Genomic DNA, 17,287 nt, shown 5'->3' with positions numbered 1-17,287 from the left:
GATACCCCCAGGTCAAGGTGGCCCGCTGGCCGGGTGTTCCGGCGGGCCGGCGCCGGGTTGGCTGGAGCCGTCAGCACCAGCCGAACCGAAAGGCCGTCACCCGTGCCCTTCCGTACGACCGTCCGCACCACCGCCCGCATCACCGCCCGGGCCGCCGCCGTCACCGCCCTGGCCGCCGCGCTCGGCGCCACCGCCATGAGCACGAGCGCCTCGGCCATCGTCAACGGCCGCGACTCCACCGAGCGCTACCCCTTCATGGCCACCCTCCCGCTGAGCGCCGAGCAACTGGCCGACGGAGCCTGCGGCGCCACCCTGATCGACCGCCAGTGGGTGCTGACCGCCGCCCACTGCGTGGTCGGCACCGAGGACACCGGCGTCACCCTCAAGGGCACCGTGCGCATCGGCAGCGCCCACCGCGACAGCGGCGGCACCGTGCGCAAGGTCGACCGCGTCGTCGTCCACCCCGGCTTCGAGTTCGGCGACGGCGCCACCCGCCCCAACCGGAACGACCTGGCCCTGGTCCGCCTGGACCGCCCCGCCCCCCAGCAGCCCGTCCGCGTCGCCGAACACCCCGGCAGCCCCGGCACCCCCACCCGGCTGCTCGGCTTCGGCACCGTCGTCGACACCACCGACTACCAGCGGATGGTCTTCCCCGACCGCCTCCAGGAACTGCCCACCCGCATCGGCGCCACCACCGACTGCGCCCCCGGCTGGGCCGACCCCACCCGCCTGTGCACGCTCAGCCAGGTGCCCCGGGCCATGGCCTGCTTCGGAGACTCCGGCGGCCCCCAGATCCAGCGCGGCCGCGGCGGCCGCTGGGAACTCGTCGGCACCACCTCCGGCCCCGGCGCCCCCGGCGTGCCCTGCGCGGGCGGCCCCGGCCTGTACACCGACGTGCCCGCCTACGCCCCCTGGATCAGCGGCACCCTCGCCGCCGGCTGACGCCCCGACCCCACCGCGCGGCTAAAGTCCCAGGTGAGAACCGTCGCGCCCGAGGAGAGCCCGCCATGCCGACCGACCCCGCCGCCACCGCGATCCCCGCCCCCGCCGCCGCGCGCCCCGCGCGCCTCGGCCTGGGCACGGCGGCCGTCGGCCGGCCCGGCTACATCAACCTCGGGCGCGACGCCGACCTGCCCGCCGAACGCACCGTCGACGCCCTGCGCGAACGCACCCACACCCTGCTCGACGCCGCGTACGCCGCCGGCGTGCGCTACCTCGACACCGCCCGCTCCTACGGCCGCGCCGAGGAGTTCCTCGGCCAGTGGCTCGCCGAACACCCCGAGGCCGCGGCCGAGGTGACGGTCGGCAGCAAATGGGGCTACACCTACACCGCCGACTGGCAGACCGACGGAGTCGCCGCGCACGAGGTCAAGGAGCACTCCACCGCCGTCTACGACCGCCAGATCCACGAGACCCGCACCCTGCTCGGCGACCACCTCGACGTCTACCTCGTCCACTCCGTCACCCCCGACAGCCCCGCCCTCACCGACCCCGCCCTGCACCGGCGCCTCGCCGGCCTCGCCGCCGAAGGCGTCCGGGTGGGCCTGTCCACCAGCGGCCCCGCCCAGGCCGACACCATCCGCCGCGCCCTCGCCGTCACCACGGACGGCCGACCGCTGTTCACCGCCGTCCAGGCCACCTGGAACCTGCTGGAGACCTCCGCCGCCCCCGCCCTCGCCGAAGCCCACGCGGCCGGATGGCTCGTCGTCGTCAAGGAGGGCATGGCCAACGGCCGCCTCGCCGGCCGCAACGCCACCGGCCCCGACACCGCCCCGCTGCGCACCCTCGCCGACCGCACCGCCGCCACCCCCGACGCCCTCGCCCTCGCCGCGGCCACCGCCCAGCCCTGGGCCGACATCGTCCTCTCCGGCGCCGCCACCCCCGGCCAGCTCGCCTCCAACCTCGCCGCCACCGGCCTCCGCCCGACCCCCGAGGACCTCGCCGCCCTCGGCGCCATGGCCGAGCCGGCCGGGGCGTACTGGCGTACGCGGGCGGGGCTGCCCTGGTCCTGAGGTGTCGTGGACGGGGGGCGCCGGCCGGGGGCGCCGCGCGAGAAGTCGGCGGGGGCCGACTTCTCGCGCCCCGCCCGTTGTCGGTGCCCGCCCCTACGGTGAGCCGCATGACCGAGCACCTGGACCTCGTCGCCGCCCTCGCCGCCCTGCCCGTCGACCTGCCCGTCGACCTGCCGCCCGGCCGTACGGTCACCGCGGACGACGGGCCCCAGCCGCTGCTGTGGATCAGCGACGCCCCCGCCCCCGCCGGGCTCTGGCGCCAACTGCACCGCGCCCACCCGCAGACCGGGCTGTGGCCGCTGCTGCTCACCCCGCTGGACCCCGCCGGCCCCGACTACCGGCCCTGGCTGTCCGGCGAGCTGTACCCGGTCGACGCCGCCGTACCCGACCTCTACGACCCGGCCGCCCTGCTGGCCACCTGGTGGAAGCAGGTCGACGGGGACGAGGACGGGGAGGTGAGCGAGGACGCCGGGATCCTGGACGAAACCCTCGCCCCCTACGGCCGCACCTGGCCCGGCCCCGCCCCCGCCACCACCGTCCCCGACGGCGCCGCCGGCACCGAGGCCCGGGAACTGGCCGAGGTGCTGCGGTCCGTCAAGGACGCCCGCCTCGGCCTGGTGCGGGCCGACAGCGGCGCCCAGGCCCTCGCGGTGTGCGGCTGGAGCGGCCCCACCAACCACGACGACATCGCCAGGATCGCCACCGTGCTCGCCGACTGGGAACGCCGCTTCGGCGCCCAGGTCGTCGAAGTCGGCTTCGACACCCTGGAGCTGAGCGTCCCCGTGCCGCCCGCCACGCTCGCCGAGGCGCTCCCGCTGGCCGCCGAGCACACCGCCTTCTGCCCCGACCTGGTCTTCCAGGGCTCCGGCAGCCTCACCGCGTACGCCGAGGGACTGGTCGGCGCCCACCAGTGGTCCTTCTGGTGGGACTGACCTGACCTGACCTGATCCGGGGGCCGGGGGACGGGCGCAGGGGTCGCTTGGGCACGACGGACCCGGGCGGGCCGACCCGGGCGCGCCGACCCGCCCGGCGCCCGCAGGCCACCCGTGTGGCATGCTGCGCCGGGCCGCGAACCGGGCCCGAGCACCGCCCACCGCACGGACACCCGTCCCGGCCCCCGAGGAGCACCCCCTGAACACCGCCTGCGCCGAAGCCCTGTCCGCAGGCCTGCTGATACTCGTCCTGGTCTGCGCCGTCGCCCGCCCCTGGGGCTGGCCGGAGGCCGCCGCCGCGGTGCCGGCCGCCGCCCTGCTGGTGGCGACCGGCGCCGTCCCGCTGGAGCACGCCACGGCCGAGGCCGCCCGCCTCGGACCAGTGATCGGCTTCCTGGCCGCCGTCCTGGTCCTGGCCAAACTCTGCGACGACGAGGGGCTGTTCCGCGCCTGCGGGGCCTGGATGGCACGCAGCGCCGCCGGCCGCCCGCGCCGACTGCTGGTCCAGGTGTTCACCGTCGCCTCCCTGGTCACCGCGGTGCTCAGCCTGGACGCCACCGTCGTACTCCTCACCCCCGTCGTCCTCGCCACCACCGCCCGCCTGGGCACCCGGCCCGGGCCGCACCTGTACGCCTGCGCCCACCTGTCGAACACGGCCTCGCTGCTGCTGCCGGTCTCCAACCTGACCAACCTGCTCGCCTTCACCGCCAGCGGCCTGAGCTTCGGCCGCTTCGCCGCCCTGATGACACTGCCGTGGCTGGCGGCGGTCGGCGTCGAGTACCTGGTGCTGCGCCGCTTCTTCGCCGCCGACCTGGACGCCGCCCCCACCGCGGCGCCCGAGACCGGACCGGCCCCCGCCATGCCGCTGTTCGCCCTGGCCACCGTCGGCTGCACGCTCGCCGGGTTCGTCCTCGCCTCCGCACTCGACATCGACCCGGCCTGGGCGGCGGCCGCCGGCGCCACCGTCCTGGCCGCGCGCGCCCTGGCCCGCGGCCACGCCACCCCCGCGACGGTGGTGCGCTCGGCCGCCCTGCCGTTCCTGGCGTTCGTCCTCGCCCTGGGCATCGTGGTGCGCGCGGTCGTCGACAACGGCCTGGCCGCCGGCCTGGCCCACCTCGTCCCCGACGGCACCGCCCTGCCCGCCCTGCTCGCCACCGCCGCCCTGGCCGCCGGCCTCGCCAACGTCATCAACAACCTGCCCGCCACCCTCGCCCTGGTGCCGCTGGCCGCCCCGGCCGGGCCCGGCGCCGTCCTCGCGGTCCTGCTCGGGGTGAACATCGGCCCCAACCTCAGCTACGCCGGCTCGCTGGCCACCCTGCTGTGGCGCGGCATCGTCCGCGACCGCGGAGTACCGGTGGAACTGCGCGAGTTCACCCGCCTGGGCCTGCTCGCCGTCCCCGCCACCCTCACCGCCGCCGTCCTGGCCCTGTGGGCCTCGCTGCGCCTGATCGGGCCCTGAGCGGCGCGGGAATCCGGCAGGCCCGACTTCCCGCGCCGGCCGCCGGGGCGAATCTCCGGTGCGCCCGGGCCGTGCTCCCCGGTACCGTCCACGCGTGACCCGTAGAACCCCGCCGCGCCCCCTGAACGTCGAAGAGCTGTTTCCCGAGGTGGCCCCGTTCCGCCGGGAGGCCGTGAGGCTGCATCCACGTCGGGGCGAGCCGACGTGCCGCGACAGCTCGGTGGGCGGCCCGCTGCTCTGGCCGGCGTCGGAGCCGTGGCCGGAGTGCCCGGAGCACCCCGGGTCGCCGATGGTCGCGGTCGTCCAGATCCACCGCCGGGACGTGCTGGACCTCGTGCCCTTCCCGGAGGAACGGGACCTGCTCCAGGTGCTCTGGTGCCCGCTGCGCCACGACGGCCAGTGGGTCGTGCCGCAGGTCTGCTGGCGGTCCGTGCGGGAGGTCGGGGAGGTGCGGCCCGCGCCGCCGGTGCCGGCGGACGCCGCGTACGGGCAGGTGCCGCGGCCGTGCGTCGTCCATCCGGAGCGGGTGACGGAGTACCCGAGTTGGGACCTGCCGTACGAGATCTGGGACGCCCTGGAGGACCGCTTCGAGCAGGTGGAGAGAGGGACGGGCTGGGACTACCAGTTCCACCTGTCCACCGCGCCGGGCGTCAAGCTGGGTGGGTTCCCCGGCTGGAGCCAGTACCCGCAGTGGCCGGTGTGCCCGGCCTGCCGGACGACGATGGACCATCTGCTGACCGTGAGGAGCACCGAGGAGCACGACTGCAGGCAGGCGTGGACTCCGGTCGAGGACCGCGACGTCCGGTGGGAGGGAACGGACCTGAGTCTCGGAGACCTGGGCGGTGTGTACCTGTTCGAGTGTCGCGCGTGCCCCGGGCGCCCGTTCGCCCATCGCTTCGACGCCTGACCCCCGCGGCCGGTGGTGCCGGAGAGAGGCCGGGGGATTCCTGTGCGCGGGGGGCTTACCCGGCCGGTCAGTACTCGGAGCTGGGCGCGGCCGTGACCGGGCCGAGGTCCGGTCGGGCGCGCAACTCCAGTGCGGTGCCGTGGCGTTCGAGTTCCAGGACGACCAGTTCGTTGGCGCCGGGCCGCCACAGCGGGGCGGGGGCGTAGAGAGTGCGCTGGGGGCCGGCGGCGCAGTGGCGGCCGAGCAGGAAGCCGTTGAGCCACAGCAGTCCGCGGCCCCAGTCGGGCAGGGCGAGGAACGCGTCGGCGGGGGAGGGGAGTTCGGCGGTGAAGCGGTGGAAGGCCGGCTCGCCGTCGCCCGGCTCGCCGTCGCGGGCCTCGACGTCGTCCGTGAAGCGCAGTGCGGACAGATCGGTCAGCGGCAGCGGCCGGATCTGCCAGTCGAAGAGCCGCTGGTGGCCGTGCGAGACGCCGCGGGTGATGCCCTTGCGGTCGTCCATCTGCGGGCCGTAGTTCACCCGCCCCAGCGCCTCGACCAGGATGTCCAGCACCACCCCGTCGGGCCCGGTGGCCAGCGGCAGGGTCGCGCCGGGGGAGTTGCGCTCCAGCACCCCGAGCGGGCGCCCGTCCGCGAACACCTGCGCCCGGTCGGCCAACCCGTCGATGCGCAGCGGCAGTTCGGGGCGCGGGCCCGGTACGCGGGTGCGGTAGTGGATCAGGCCGCGGTCCTGTCCGAGCCGCTCCATCGGCAGCGGCGCCGCATGCCGACGCGGCCGCGACAGCGCGTCCAGGGCCTGCGCCAGGGGCGTGCGCCCGTCGGCCCGCTCCAGGCGCTGCGGCGCCACCCGCGGCGGGGGGTCGGGCAGTTCGCCGTCCGGCAGGGGCAGGTGGCGGCCGATGACCTCGCGCAGGGCGTGGAACTTCTCGGTCAGCTCGCCGGCCTCGCCGATCGGCGCGTCGTAGTCGTAGCTGGTGACGGTCGGCTCGTAGCCGGCGTCCAGCGGGTGGGTGCCGGAGTGGTTGGCGCCGGACCACAGGCCGAAGCTGGTGCCGCCGTGCGCCATGTAGAGGCTGACGGAGGCGCCGGTGGCCAGCAGTTCGTCCAGCGAGGCGGCGGTCTCCTTCGGGTCGCGGACGTGGTGCGGCAGGCCCCACTGGTCGAACCAGCCGATCCAGAACTCCATGGCGGTCAGCGGGCCTTCGCCCTGGTGGCGGCGGAGCACCGCGAGGCGCTCGGGGGCACGCGAACCGAAGGTGGCGGTGGCGAGGAGGCCCGGGACCGTGCCGCCCTGCTGCATGGTGTCGTGGGCGCCGTCGGTGGTGAACAGCAGGCAGTCCACCCCGCGCCGCACCAGGCCGTCGCGCAGGTGGGCGAGGTAGGCGGCGTCGTCGCCGTAGCTGCCGTACTCGTTCTCCACCTGCATCGCCACCACCGGCCCGCCCCGGCTCGCCAGCAGCGGCAGCAGCTCGGGCACCAGCGCGTCGAACCAGCCGTCCACCTCGGCCAGGTACGCCGGGTCCGCGCAGCGCAGCCGCAGCCCGTCCACCGCCAGCAGCCGGGCCGGCAGCCCGCCGAACTCCCACTCCGCACAGATGTACGGGCCCGGGCGCAGGATCACGTCCAGCCCCAGGCCGGCGGCCAGGCGCACGAAGCGCGCCACGTCCCGCCAGCCGGTGAAGTCCACCGTGCCGTCGGGCAGTTCGTGGAAGTTCCACGGGACGTAGGTGTCCACGGTGTTCACGCCCAGCGCCCGCACCCGCCGCAGCCGGTCCTCCCACAGCTCGGGGTGCACCCGGAAGTAGTGCACCGCCCCGGCCACCACCCGGTGCGGCACCCCGTCCCGCACGAACCCGTCCGCGTCGTACCCGAGCATGCGCGCACCCGCCTTCCCGCAGGAGACCCCGGGACCTCGCGGCCCCCGGCACCGCCGAGCCTAGCGAGGAACGGGCCGCGCGGGCCGCCGCCGCTCAGGTGTCGTAGCAGCCGTCCCACGGGGCGAAGAAGCCCAGGCCGTCCGGGTAGAGCTCCAGGTGCACGCGGTCCTCCTCGTCCTCCTCGTCCTCGTCCACCTCCAGGACCAGGCCGAACAGGGCGCCCTCGAAGCGGACCTCGAAGGGGGCGATGGCGATGTCCTGGTAGTGCCGCCCCGGCAGGGCGTCCAGCCACTGCTCCAGCAGCAGCGCGGCCGCGTCGACCGCCTGCCGCTCGCCGTCCGCCGTCGTGCCGGTGGACTCGATGCGCGAGCCCAGGTGGCGGCCGGCCTCGTCGAACCGGTGCAGCACGGCGTGCCAGCGCTTCACGGCCTGCCAGTCGTCGCCGCTCCAGCCCTCGGGGAACGCCGCGACGACGGTCGCGTAGAACTGGCCGCCCTCGCACCGCCCGATGGTGTCCGTGCGGTAGTCGGGCTCGTGGCGGATCGGTATGACCTCGGGAACGTTCATGCCCCGCACCTTAGGCCCCACCTGCGACAACGCCGCCCGGCGGGGGCGCCGGTTGGGCCCGGGATAGCCTGCGCCCGTGAAGGTCTATCCCCTCTGGCACATCAGCCACCGGAACGAAGCCGGGCCCAACGACGAGACGATTCACCTCGACGACGGGGACGTGTTCATCGACGAGCAGGACGGCGACGACGTCAAGCTGCTCGGCATCTACTCCTCCGAGGCCGTGGCCGAGGAGCGGATGCGCCGCGCGCGTCTTCTACCGGGCTTCGCCGACGAGCCGGACTGCTTCCAGATCGGAGAGTACGACATCGATGAGGACCACTGGACCGAGGGTTTCGTCCGCGTGCCGGTCTAGGTCTTCGGGGTGGCGGGCGTTCGCGTTGCGCCAGCGCAGGTAGGCGTGCAGAGCGCGGGTCCGGACCGTGCGGTTCGGATGGTTCGAGTCGGCGAGCGTGAACTGCCGCAGCTGCCCCGGCGCACGATCCGTTGCAACTGCTGGCCCGCCTGGTCGGTCAGCCTCCTGACCTTGACCGGCTCCGCCACCACGCCCCCAACCCGTTGGATGTCCGTCTCATCCAACCGGTTCCGGTCCCACCGCCGCCAACCCGGTGAACGTTCTCGGTCAGAGCACTGGCTACAACGGGAGCACCATGCCCTCCTCGGCCGCGATCACCTCGCCCGAGAACCGGCTCCGGGCCTCGGCGGTCGAATGCGTGCGGTCGCTGCCGGGCCAGAAGTGGGTGAGGAGCAGGCGCTCGGCCCCGGAACGGGTCGCCCACGTCCCGGCCTCCGCGGCGCTCATCAGGTGGGGGTCGCCGCCGTCGGCGGACGGGCCCTGCAGGGTGGCTCCGGCGATGAACAGATCCGCTCCCGCGGCCAGCCGGGCCAGGGCGGGGTCCGCTCCCGCGTCGCCGCTGTAGGCGAGGGTCAGACCCGGCGCGGTCAACCGCACCCCTGCGTGCGGGACGTGATGCGGCAGCAGCGCGGCATCGAGCCGGAACGGCCCCACCCGGTGGCTCGAAGGAAGCGCGTGCACGTCGAAGACGTCGAGCAGGTCCTCGGTCGGTTCCATCGCCTGCACCCGGCCGATCACCCCGGGGGTGCAGTACAGGGGCAGGCGGGCGCCCCGCTCCTGCGCGAAGTAGCGTGCGCGGCACAGGGGACTGAGGTCGGCGCAATGGTCGGGGTGCTCATGAGTGATCACCACGGCGTCGACGTGCCCGGCGGCACAGTGCTCCAACAACCGCGGGAACGTCGCGTAGCCGAGGTCCAGCACCAGCCGGAACCCGTCGTACTCCAGCAGGAACCCGCTGGCGCTCCGCCCGGCCTCGGGCCAGGCGCCGCACGTCCCCAGTACCGTCAGTCTGCGCACCGGCCGATGCTCTCACGGGTGGTTCCACCGGCCGAACTCGAACGGTCCCGGCCCCGGACCCGGCTCCGGCCCGGGCGCGCCCCGCCGCTGCGCCGCCGCGCCGCCCGCGCGGTGATCCGCGGAAGGGCCCTGCCAGACTGCGGACATGAACGGAAAGTCGCTCGACGACGGGCTCGCCGCGAACCGCGCCCTCTGGGACGCCCGGGCCGTGGCGCACGGGACGACCCCCGACGACGCGTTCTACGACGTCGATGCGTTCCTGGCCGGGCGGCAGACGCTCCACGGGATCGAACGGGAGCTGGCCGGTGAGGTGGCCGGTCGGGACGTGCTGCATCTGCAGTGCCACTTCGGCATGGACACCCTGAGCTGGGCCCGTCTGGGAGCCCGGGTGACCGGGGTCGACTTCTCGCCGGCGGCGATCGCCCGGGCGCGTGAACTGGCCGGGCGCGCAGCTCTGGTGGCCGATTTCATCGAGGCGGACACGCAGAACCTGCCGTCCCGCCTGGCGGACGGGTTCGACCTCGTGATCGCCACCTACGGGGTGCTGTGCTGGATCGGTGACCTCGACGCGTGGATGCGCGGTGCGGCGATGGCACTGCGGCCCGGTGGCAGGCTGGTGCTGGTCGACCTGCATCCGGCGTTCCAGACCCTGGCGAGCTACGAGCCGTTCGTGGCCGACTGGCCCTACGGCGGCGGGGAGCCCCGGTGCGAGGCCGTGACGGGTACGTACGCCGACCCGGACCTGCCGATGGCCGCGCAGGAAGTGGTGCAGTACCCGCATTCGGTGGGCGAGATCGTGACGGCGGCCGCCGGAGCGGGACTGATCGTGGACCGGCTCGCCGAACACACCGAGGCCGCGTTCGACGCACGCCGCATCCTGCCCCAGGGGCCCGACGGCATCTACCGGTTCCCGTTCGGCGACTCCTACCTCCCGGTTCTCTACTCGCTGCGGGCGGTGTCACCCCCGGACCCCCGTCGGACGGCCGGGTGACCGGGGTGCCCCGGGTGCCCCGGGTGGACCGAGCGGGCCGAGCGGGCCGGGGCGGGTTCGGCGACGACCCGGAGGTGTTCGCCGCAGGCGCGACGAACGGGCCGCCGCGGACGGCGAGTTCGCCTCCCCGTTCGCCCCGTACGCCCCGTTCGAGCCGTTCCCGAGGCCCGGCGGGCCGCTGATCCGGGGAGCCGCCGAGCGCGGTGACTCCCGCGCAGGCCGGTTGCCCGTGCGGTGCTACGGCTGCGCGCGCTCGCGCCACCAGGCGACCGTCGCCCGCAGTTGCTCCTCCAGCGGCGTGGCCCGCACCGCGAACGCGGCCTCGTACGCGGAGCTGTCCACCACGAACGGCCGGTCGAACTGGTAGCGCACCTCCCGCAGTTCGCGCAGCAGCGGGGAGAACAGCCCCGCCACGGCCAGTGCGGCCGCGGGCAGGCGGCGCACCGCGACCGGCCCGCCGCCGGCCTCGGCGGCCAGCCGGTCGACCATCGCGCGCACCGGCAGGGGAGGGGCGGTGGGCACGTGCCAGGCCCGGCCCCAGGCCCGCTCCTCGCTGGCGATCTCGGCCATCGCCCGGGCCACGTCCGGCAGGTAGGTCCAGCTGTGCGCGGTGTCCGGGTCGCCGAGGGCGGCGATCGGGCGGCCCTTCAGCAGACCGGGCATCACCCGCGCCGCCAGGTGGCCGCCGTCGGTGACCCCGGGGCCGAAGAAGTCCGAGGCCCGCACCTCCACCGCCCGGATCCGCCCGGCCTCGTGCAGCGCCCGCGCCTGCTCCCAGGCCGCCGCCCGTACCCGCCCCTTGGGGCCGGTCGCGGCGAGCGGCAGGTCCTCGGTCATCGGGCCGGCCACCGGCCCGTACCCGTACAGGTTGCCGAGCATGACCAGCACCGCGCCGCTGTCCTCGGCCGCCGCGCACAGCGAGGCGGTCAGCGCCGGCCACAGCCGCGCCCACTGCGGCAGCGGCGGCGCCGCGCAGCCGTGGACGGCGGCGGCACCGCGGGCGGCCGGTGCCAGCTGTGCGGGGTCGCTCGCGTCCAGGGCGAGGTGTTCGACGCCGGGGACGGCCGGCCCGGCGGGGCGCCCGGTGCGGGTGGCGACCCGGACCTCGTGGCCCTGTTCGGCCAGCAGGCGGGCGGTGGCGGCCCCGGCGGGCCCGTGTCCGACGACCAGGTGGAAGCTCATCCGCCAGAGCCTAGCGGCGGCCTCCGACCGGCAGGGGGCGCGGTGCGGGCCGGTGCGGCCCGGTGGCCGGAAGGGGAGGTCGGACAGATCGGGGCAGGTCAGGGCAGGTCGGGGCGGGTCGAGGGTCGGCACTTATCCGGTATGCCGATCGTAAAAGTGGATCTATGCTGTGGGTCGTTCATGATCCCTTCACACGAAGCAGGTTTGCTCTCGATGAAGCTGCCCCGGGTGTCCGCAGTCGTCGCCGCCGCGGTCCTGGCCCCCGCTGTCCTCTTCCCGTCCACGGCCTCCGCCTCCGACGCCCCGAAGCCGATCGGCCTCTCCGGTCCCGACACCGGCTCGGACTCCGCCAAGGACACCGCCCCCGAGGACGGCACCCCCGGGGCCGGCAGCGGACAGGAGCAGCGCGACCGCGCCGAGGTCCAGCGCATCCTCGCCGACCCGGCGAGCGGCTTCGGCGTGCGCGAGGCGGCCGAGAAGGCCCTCAAGGGCGGCGCCGCCGAGCTGCGGCACTTCCTGGAGGTCGAGCTCGCCGAGCAGCGACAGATCGACGACCAGGTCAAGGTCTCCCAGATCTACGCCGTTGGCGGCCCGGCCGTGCAGAAGGCCGCCAGGGCCGCCCTCCGCGGCACCTACCAGGACATCCTCGACTTCCTGAAGACCGGCCAGTACGTCGCCCGCGCCGAGGACGAGGACCGCGCCAAGGTCGAGGCCCTCCTCGCCGACCCCAAGACCGGCCGCGGCGTGCGCGAAGGCGCCGAGAAGGCCCTCAAGGGCGGCGCCGCCGAGCTGCGCGACTTCCTGACCACCAAGCTGGGCAGGCTGCGCGCCGACGACAACCGGGTCAAGCTCAGCCAGCTCATGAGCCAGGGCGGCAGGGCCGTGCGCGAGGCCGCCGGCAAGGCGCTGGACGCCGGCACCGACGAGGCCGTCGAGGCCTTCCTCAACGAGGGCTTCGCCAAGGCCCAGTTCGAGGACGACCGGGTCGAGGTGCTGCGCATCATCGCCGACAAGGAGACCGGCCCGGCCACCGCCGCGGCCGCCCAGAAGGCCATGGACGGCAACGCCGAGGCCGTGCGGCGCTTCCTGACCGTCGAGCTGCCCGTCCTGCGCGAGAGCGACAACCGGGTGAAGGTCTCCCAGATCATCGAGACCGGCGGCCCCGTGGTGAAGAAGGCCGCCCTGGCCGCCTCCGAGGGCAGCTACGCGGACATCCTGGCCTTCCTCAAGGAGGGCTGGGCCAAGGCCAGGGCCGAGGACGAGGCCGCGGCGGCCAAGCCCGGCACGGGCAACGGCACGGGTACGGGCACCGACGGGTCCGGGCAGCAGCCGCAGACCGTCCAGCCCGCCGGCCTCACCCAGACCACCACCACTGGCACCGGCACTGGCACCGGCACTGGCACCGGCACCGGCGCCGGTACGGGCACGGGCACCACGACCGGTACCCGTACGGGCACCGGCGCCACGACCGGCACCGGCGCGCTCGCCGCCACCGGCACCGACGGGCTCGGCTGGGAGGCCGGCGGCGCCGCCGCGGCCCTCGCCGCGGGCGCGGCGCTGGTCGTGGCCGCCCGCCGCCGCTCCACCGAGAGCTGACACCCCCTCGCGTCCCCGGCCGCCGCACACCCCCGGCGGCCGGGGACGCGCCACGTCCCGAGCGGCCCGCCGCGCCGCCCGCCCCGGCCGGCGGCTCAGCAGCCGTCCCCGCCGTCCCCGCCGTCCCCGCCGTCCGCGCCGCCGTTCCCCACCCGGCGGGGCCGCTGGCGCTGGTAGCTGCGCACCGCCTTCCCGGCGCCGAGGGTGAGGGCCGCGACCACCCGGGTCCAGCGCGGCCCGCCGCGGTCGGCCCACACCACGCAGCCGCACCCCGCGACGACCAGGACCAGCACTCCCACCAGAACCGCACCGACCATCACGACCACCCGCCTTTCGCCCGACGTCCTGTTACGTCTGACGTCCGGATCGTCCCACCCGGTTCGGCCGTGCGGGCGGAGGCTGTGCCAGGATGCGGTAGCCGAACGGCCCAGGTCACCGCACCGGGCCGCACGGGCCCCACCCGCCAGCCGTACCCGAGGAGTCACCCAGTGGCCACTGCCCGGTTCGCCACCCTGCACACCACGGCGGGCCCGATCCGCCTGGAGCTGTTCCCGTTCCACGCGCCGAAGACGGTCCGCAACTTCGCCGAACTGGCCGAGGGCACCCGGGAGTACACCGACCCGCGCACCGGCGGGCCGGGCCAGGGACCGTACTACGACGGCACGCTCTTCCACCGGGTGATCGCGGGCTTCATGATCCAGGGCGGCGACCCGACCGGCACCGGCGCCGGCGGCCCGGGCTACTCCTTCGCGGACGAGTTCCACCCGGAGCTGTTCTTCACCAAGCCGTACCTGCTGGCGATGGCCAACGCCGGCCCGGGCACCAACGGCTCGCAGTTCTTCATCACGGTGGGCACCCCCGCCCACCTCAACCGCAAGCACACCATCTTCGGCCAGGTCGCCGACGCCGCCTCCAAGGCCGTGGTCGACGCCATCGCCACCACCCCCACCGAGGCCGACCGCCCGGTCGAGGACGTGGTGATCACCTCCGTCGAGATCGAGCACTCCTGACCCGGTGACCGCCGAGCAGCAGGCCTTCCCGCCCCGCCCGGTCCGCGGCGTACGGGCCCGTTACGTCCACCAGACGAGCTGCCCGGGCGACGTCGCGATCGTCACCGTGGACTTCGAGCCCTGGGAGGAGGGCCTGCGCGTCGAGTCCGCCCCGGGCGCCACCGTCCGGGGCGACCCGGAGCCCGGGGACCTGGAGCGCTTCCACGCCGCCCTGGCCGAGGGCGTGCATGCGGAGCTGTCCGAGCAACTGCCCGGCACCCCGCTGGCGTTGGCGCTGGTGGTGCACCACACCGTGGTGCACCTGGTCGACTCGCGCGAGTACTCCTTCCGCACCGCCGGCCGCCTGGCGGCGCGCGAGGCGCTGGTCCGCCTGGCCGGCAAGGCGGCTGCGGTGGGCTGACGTCGCGTCAGAAATCGCTGAATGGTGGGGAGTTCACCGCGCATGGCCCTGCCCGACCGGTCGGGCAGGGCCATGCGCGGCGAACGGGCCGGCGGTCGGCCGGGGGATCAGGATCCCGGCGGGACCGTGCTCCACTGCTGGGAGCGCGCCCCGTCGTACATCCGCAGGGCGACGGCGCTGCCGAGCCTGGTGCCGCCGGTGAGGGCGAGGTCGGGGTGGGTGGCGGGGGAGATCCTGACCTTGCCCTGCCCCACGTTCCGCACGGTCCACTGCTGGTTCATGTCGTTCTGGTCGCAGGGCCGGAGCGTGACGGAGCCGCGGGAGCCGTTCGGCGCGGTCAGGCAGGTGCCTGTCGCCTTGTTCTTGATGAGCTGTTTCCCGGCGACGGTGCTCAGGCTCCACTGCTGGCGGTCGTTGTTGCGCTCGGGGGCGGCCACGACGACCCGGCCGCCGCGGCCGGCCTCCAGGTTCCTGGCCGTGGTGTCGCCCCGCGGCCAGACCCGGAGCTGGTTCCAGGTGTCGGTCTGCTTGGACGGCTGCGTCGCCTGCGGCGCGGCCTGGGAGCCGGCCGTTCCGGTGGCCGCCGTCGCCAGGCCGGGCGTGCCGCCCAGCAGCACGGCGGTGATGGCCGCGGTCGCGATGCGCTTGGCAGGAGACATGGTTGTCACTCTCATGTGTTTTCCCTTGTGGGGTGTCCGAGAGGTGTGCGGGTTCCTCGGCGGGTGACGTCGGAGGCCCTGCGGGTCACGGGGCCGTGGGGCGCGCCGGGAGTGGGGTGAGGGGTCGGACCACTCGCCGCCCGGCCGCCGGGGCCCGGTGGGCACGGAGGTGCTTCGTGTCCACCCGACCAGGCTAGCCAGAGGTCGGTCCGTCCGCAGCTCCGAGGGAACACGCAGGTCACGGGCGTGCCGCGGGCGTCGAAGGGCCTGCCGGGGGCGGGGGCCGCCCGGGACGGGGCCGCTACTTCACGGAGCGCATGGACCACTGCTGGTTGTCCTGCGCCGCGTAGGTCCGCAGGAGGGCTTTGTTGCTGCCGGCCTGGGTGCCCCCGGTGAGGGCGAGGCGGGGGTGGGCCTTCGGTGAGATCGCCACCTGGCCGGACGTCACGTAGTGCACGTCCCACCGCTGGTTCGGGTTGTTCTTGTCGCAGGTCTGGACGGTGACGGCGTCCAGGGTGTCGTCCGGCGCGGTCAGGCACGTGCCCGTCGCCCTGTTCTCGATGAGCGGCAGCCCGCCGATGTTGCTCAGGTTCCACTGCTGGCGTGCGCTCTCGGGGTCGACGACGGCCACGACGGCCCTGCCGGCGCTGTCGACGTCCAGGTTCCTGGCCGGGAGGTCGAGCGGGTAGATCTTGAACTGGTGCCATTCGCCGGTCGGCTGGGAGGGGAGCGCGGTCGGCGGAGCGGCGGCCGTGGCGAGGCCGGGGGTGGCGCCCAGCAGGACGGCGGTGACGGCCGCGGTCGCGATGCGCTTGGCAGGAGACATGGTTGTCACTCTCATGCGGGTTGTCCCTTGTGAGGTGGTCCGAGAGGTGCGCGGGCTCTTCCGCGGATGACGCCGGAAACCCTGTGGGTCCTTGTGGGTCCTTGTGGGTCTCTGTGGGTCGCACCGGCTGCTGGGCCTCCGGGGGCCGGTGGGTACGGCGATGCTTCGCACCCACCCGACGACCAGGCTAGCCAGAGGTCCGTCCGCCCGCAGCTTCGGGTGAATGCGCAGGTCACGGCCGTGCGGGCGGGGTGGGCCGGGGCACTGTACGGCGGGTTGCGCGGCGGCGCACGTCCGGACGGCCCTGCCGACCGGCCGGAAACGCGGGGCCGCCGCCCGGCGCGGTGCGCGGGCGGCGGCCGTGGAGCGGGCGCGGTGTCAGGAGCAGCTGCTGAACGTCGCGCTGGTGTTGGCGATGTAGAGGGTGGCGCCGGCGGTGGGGTCGGAGCTGAGCGGGACGGTGACGGTGTCCTCGGCGGTCCACGGGATGCCGTGGGCGTCGAAGGTCCAGGTGCCGGTGACCTTGCGGGCGATCTTGGCGAGCGTCACCCAGCCGTACTGCTGGGTCGGGACGGTGACGGTCACGCTGTTGTTGACGCTCCGCGACCCGTGCCATTCGTTGCTGTACTTCAGCGAGGAGCTGATCGTCCCGGTCAGGACGTTGCCGGGGGTGCCGGCGGACATCTGGGTGCCCATGTCGGCGCCGATGGTGTTGGACCAGCCGCTGTCGTCGGTGACCGCGAAGGACTGCTGGACGGCGCTGCTGGTGTTGTTGAACCAGACCGCGGAGGCGCAGGTGCGCGGCAGCGGCGCGGCCGGGGCCTCGCTCTTCGTGGCCCAGGAGCAGCTGGAGGGGTCCTTCTGGCACTGCTTGGCGCCGTGGTCGACGGCCAGGTTGCGGGCGGCCTGGGCGAAGCCGGTGGACCACTGCTGGTTGACGGTGCCGTTGCAGCTGTACTGGTCGGTCCAGGCGTCGTCGTAGTTGCCGCCGAGCAGCAGGTCCAGGCAGGTGTTGTCACCGGCGTGGCGGATCATGAACGAGTCCGCGCCGCCGGCCGCCGCGGGCTGGAAGTACCAGCGCTGGCTGGCCTGCCCGGCGCAGCTCTGCTGGCGCAGCGCCGGGGTGAAGAAGGCCAGGTCGATGCACTTGCCGGTGTCGTTGTTGACGATGGTGAAGGAGGAGTCGGACGGGTCGACGTTCAGCCGCCAGGACTGGTGGTAGCCGGGGGCGGAGTTGGTGACGATGTAGGCGCCGTCGCCCATGTTGCCGTTCTGGACGTCGAGTTGGCGCCCGTTGCTGAGCGACTTGATGGTCAGGCACTGCTGCGGCGAGGCGCAGGCGGCGAGCGGGGCCGGCGCGGCCTCCGGGGTGGCCGCGGCGGCGCGGGCGGGCGCGGCGGTCAGGCCCAGGGCGGCGCAACAGGTCACCAGGAGGGCCGCGAACAGGCGCAGCCAGTGCGCCGTACGGCCGGGGGTCGTGGTGGGCAAGGGGTTTCCTTT

Annotated in this window: 18 protein-coding genes and 1 pseudogene; 10 read left to right on the top strand and 9 right to left on the bottom strand. The window is 74.8% G+C overall.

All coding sequences use genetic code 11. The features are described from left to right. The first annotated feature begins 102 nt into the window (after positions 1-102). From ACGFSC_RS12455 to ACGFSC_RS12435, 5 genes are all read left to right on the top strand, one after another. On the top strand, positions 103-942 hold the full coding sequence (locus ACGFSC_RS12455; RefSeq protein WP_359906517.1) for a serine protease: 840 nt from the start codon (positions 103-105) through the stop codon (positions 940-942). A gap of 65 nt (positions 943-1,007) precedes the next feature. After that, positions 1,008-2,012, top strand: a complete 1,005-nt coding sequence (locus tag ACGFSC_RS12450; protein ID WP_359906515.1) for an aldo/keto reductase — start codon at positions 1,008-1,010, stop codon at positions 2,010-2,012. Positions 2,013-2,119: 107 nt separating this feature from the next. Next, positions 2,120-2,944, top strand: coding sequence for a DUF4253 domain-containing protein (locus ACGFSC_RS12445; protein ID WP_359906512.1), 825 nt, complete (start codon positions 2,120-2,122; stop codon positions 2,942-2,944). A gap of 199 nt (positions 2,945-3,143) precedes the next feature. Next, positions 3,144-4,403 (top strand): SLC13 family permease, encoded by a 1,260-nt coding sequence (locus ACGFSC_RS12440; RefSeq protein WP_359906646.1) that lies wholly within the window; start codon positions 3,144-3,146, stop codon positions 4,401-4,403. Positions 4,404-4,497: 94 nt separating this feature from the next. Then, on the top strand, positions 4,498-5,310 hold the full coding sequence (locus ACGFSC_RS12435) for a DUF1963 domain-containing protein (protein ID WP_359906509.1): 813 nt from the start codon (positions 4,498-4,500) through the stop codon (positions 5,308-5,310). Between the two features lie 67 nt (positions 5,311-5,377). Here the strand turns inward: ACGFSC_RS12435 and ACGFSC_RS12430 are convergent, their stop codons facing one another. Together ACGFSC_RS12430 and ACGFSC_RS12425 are read right to left on the bottom strand one after the other, a co-directional pair. Further along, positions 5,378-7,183, bottom strand: a complete 1,806-nt coding sequence (locus tag ACGFSC_RS12430) for a beta-galactosidase family protein (RefSeq protein WP_359906506.1) — start codon at positions 7,181-7,183, stop codon at positions 5,378-5,380. Between the two features lie 94 nt (positions 7,184-7,277). Further along, entirely contained in the window at positions 7,278-7,751 is a 474-nt protein-coding gene (locus ACGFSC_RS12425) for a hypothetical protein (protein ID WP_359906503.1), read from the bottom strand. A gap of 76 nt (positions 7,752-7,827) precedes the next feature. Here ACGFSC_RS12425 and ACGFSC_RS12420 point away from each other — a divergent pair, with 76 nt between their 5' ends. After that, the gene (locus ACGFSC_RS12420; RefSeq protein WP_359906500.1) at positions 7,828-8,106 is read left to right on the top strand and encodes a hypothetical protein; all 279 of its coding nucleotides are present in this window, start codon (positions 7,828-7,830) and stop codon (positions 8,104-8,106) included. Here the strand turns inward: ACGFSC_RS12420 and ACGFSC_RS12415 are convergent. Continuing rightward, a pseudogene (locus ACGFSC_RS12415) lies at positions 8,104-8,223 on the bottom strand (IS630 family transposase); the annotation flags it as partial. The gene ACGFSC_RS12420 and the pseudogene ACGFSC_RS12415 overlap by 3 nt on opposite strands. Before the next feature lie 162 nt (positions 8,224-8,385). Next, a complete protein-coding gene (locus ACGFSC_RS12410) occupies positions 8,386-9,123 on the bottom strand; it encodes an MBL fold metallo-hydrolase (protein ID WP_359906497.1) in 738 nt (245 codons plus the stop codon). Between the two features lie 145 nt (positions 9,124-9,268). Between ACGFSC_RS12410 and ACGFSC_RS12405 the strand changes: the two genes are divergently transcribed. Continuing rightward, a complete protein-coding gene (locus tag ACGFSC_RS12405) occupies positions 9,269-10,114 on the top strand; it encodes a methyltransferase (protein WP_359906494.1) in 846 nt (281 codons plus the stop codon). A gap of 237 nt (positions 10,115-10,351) precedes the next feature. Here the strand turns inward: ACGFSC_RS12405 and ACGFSC_RS12400 are convergent, their stop codons facing one another. Beyond that, the gene (locus ACGFSC_RS12400) at positions 10,352-11,296 is read right to left on the bottom strand and encodes an NAD-dependent epimerase/dehydratase family protein (protein WP_359906491.1); all 945 of its coding nucleotides are present in this window, start codon (positions 11,294-11,296) and stop codon (positions 10,352-10,354) included. Between the two features lie 228 nt (positions 11,297-11,524). Between ACGFSC_RS12400 and ACGFSC_RS12395 the strand changes: the two genes are divergently transcribed. Next, positions 11,525-12,892, top strand: a complete 1,368-nt coding sequence (locus ACGFSC_RS12395) for an ALF repeat-containing protein (RefSeq protein WP_359906488.1) — start codon at positions 11,525-11,527, stop codon at positions 12,890-12,892. 95 nt (positions 12,893-12,987) lie between these two features. Here the strand turns inward: ACGFSC_RS12395 and ACGFSC_RS12390 are convergent, their stop codons facing one another. Then, complete coding sequence (locus ACGFSC_RS12390; RefSeq protein ID WP_359914951.1) at positions 12,988-13,209, bottom strand: hypothetical protein; 222 nt, start codon at positions 13,207-13,209, stop codon at positions 12,988-12,990. A 171-nt stretch (positions 13,210-13,380) separates the two neighbouring features. Between ACGFSC_RS12390 and ACGFSC_RS12385 the strand changes: the two genes are divergently transcribed. Next, a complete protein-coding gene (locus ACGFSC_RS12385) occupies positions 13,381-13,902 on the top strand; it encodes a peptidylprolyl isomerase (protein ID WP_359914954.1) in 522 nt (173 codons plus the stop codon). A gap of 4 nt (positions 13,903-13,906) precedes the next feature. After that, positions 13,907-14,302, top strand: coding sequence for a hypothetical protein (locus ACGFSC_RS12380; protein WP_359914957.1), 396 nt, complete (start codon positions 13,907-13,909; stop codon positions 14,300-14,302). A 107-nt stretch (positions 14,303-14,409) separates the two neighbouring features. Here ACGFSC_RS12380 and ACGFSC_RS12375 read toward each other — a convergent pair whose 3' ends face one another. The 3 genes from ACGFSC_RS12375 to ACGFSC_RS12365 all read right to left on the bottom strand — a co-directional run bounded on the left by ACGFSC_RS12375 (position 14,410) and on the right by ACGFSC_RS12365 (position 17,275). Further along, a complete protein-coding gene (locus ACGFSC_RS12375) occupies positions 14,410-14,961 on the bottom strand; it encodes an RICIN domain-containing protein (RefSeq protein ID WP_359914959.1) in 552 nt (183 codons plus the stop codon). A gap of 301 nt (positions 14,962-15,262) precedes the next feature. Next, complete coding sequence (locus ACGFSC_RS12370) at positions 15,263-15,787, bottom strand: RICIN domain-containing protein (protein ID WP_359914962.1); 525 nt, start codon at positions 15,785-15,787, stop codon at positions 15,263-15,265. A 378-nt stretch (positions 15,788-16,165) separates the two neighbouring features. Beyond that, entirely contained in the window at positions 16,166-17,275 is a 1,110-nt protein-coding gene (locus ACGFSC_RS12365; protein ID WP_359914965.1) for an RICIN domain-containing protein, read from the bottom strand. Positions 17,276-17,287 lie beyond the last annotated feature (12 nt).

The sequence above is a fragment of the Kitasatospora sp. NPDC048715 genome, assembly GCF_043198905.1.
Taxonomy (GTDB): domain Bacteria; phylum Actinomycetota; class Actinomycetes; order Streptomycetales; family Streptomycetaceae; genus Kitasatospora; species Kitasatospora lactacystinica.
Note: the sequence above shows the minus strand (reverse complement) of the source record. Positions and strands in the feature narration are given on the sequence as shown.

Bases quoted from the DNA above. Each gene is read 5' to 3' on its own strand.
- ACGFSC_RS12450 (WP_359906515.1), top strand. From the start codon at position 1,008: ATGCCGACCGACCCCGCCGCCACCGCGATCCCCGCCCCCGCCGCCGCG.
- ACGFSC_RS12400 (WP_359906491.1), bottom strand. From the start codon at position 11,296: ATGAGCTTCCACCTGGTCGTCGGACACGGGCCCGCCGGGGCCGCCACC.
- ACGFSC_RS12375 (WP_359914959.1), bottom strand. From the start codon at position 14,961: ATGTCTCCTGCCAAGCGCATCGCGACCGCGGCCATCACCGCCGTGCTG.
- ACGFSC_RS12390 (WP_359914951.1), bottom strand. From the start codon at position 13,209: ATGGTCGGTGCGGTTCTGGTGGGAGTGCTGGTCCTGGTCGTCGCGGGG.
- ACGFSC_RS12430 (WP_359906506.1), bottom strand. From the start codon at position 7,183: ATGCTCGGGTACGACGCGGACGGGTTCGTGCGGGACGGGGTGCCGCAC.
- ACGFSC_RS12405 (WP_359906494.1), top strand. From the start codon at position 9,269: ATGAACGGAAAGTCGCTCGACGACGGGCTCGCCGCGAACCGCGCCCTC.
- ACGFSC_RS12370 (WP_359914962.1), bottom strand. From the start codon at position 15,787: ATGTCTCCTGCCAAGCGCATCGCGACCGCGGCCGTCACCGCCGTCCTG.
- ACGFSC_RS12425 (WP_359906503.1), bottom strand. From the start codon at position 7,751: ATGAACGTTCCCGAGGTCATACCGATCCGCCACGAGCCCGACTACCGC.
- ACGFSC_RS12445 (WP_359906512.1), top strand. From the start codon at position 2,120: ATGACCGAGCACCTGGACCTCGTCGCCGCCCTCGCCGCCCTGCCCGTC.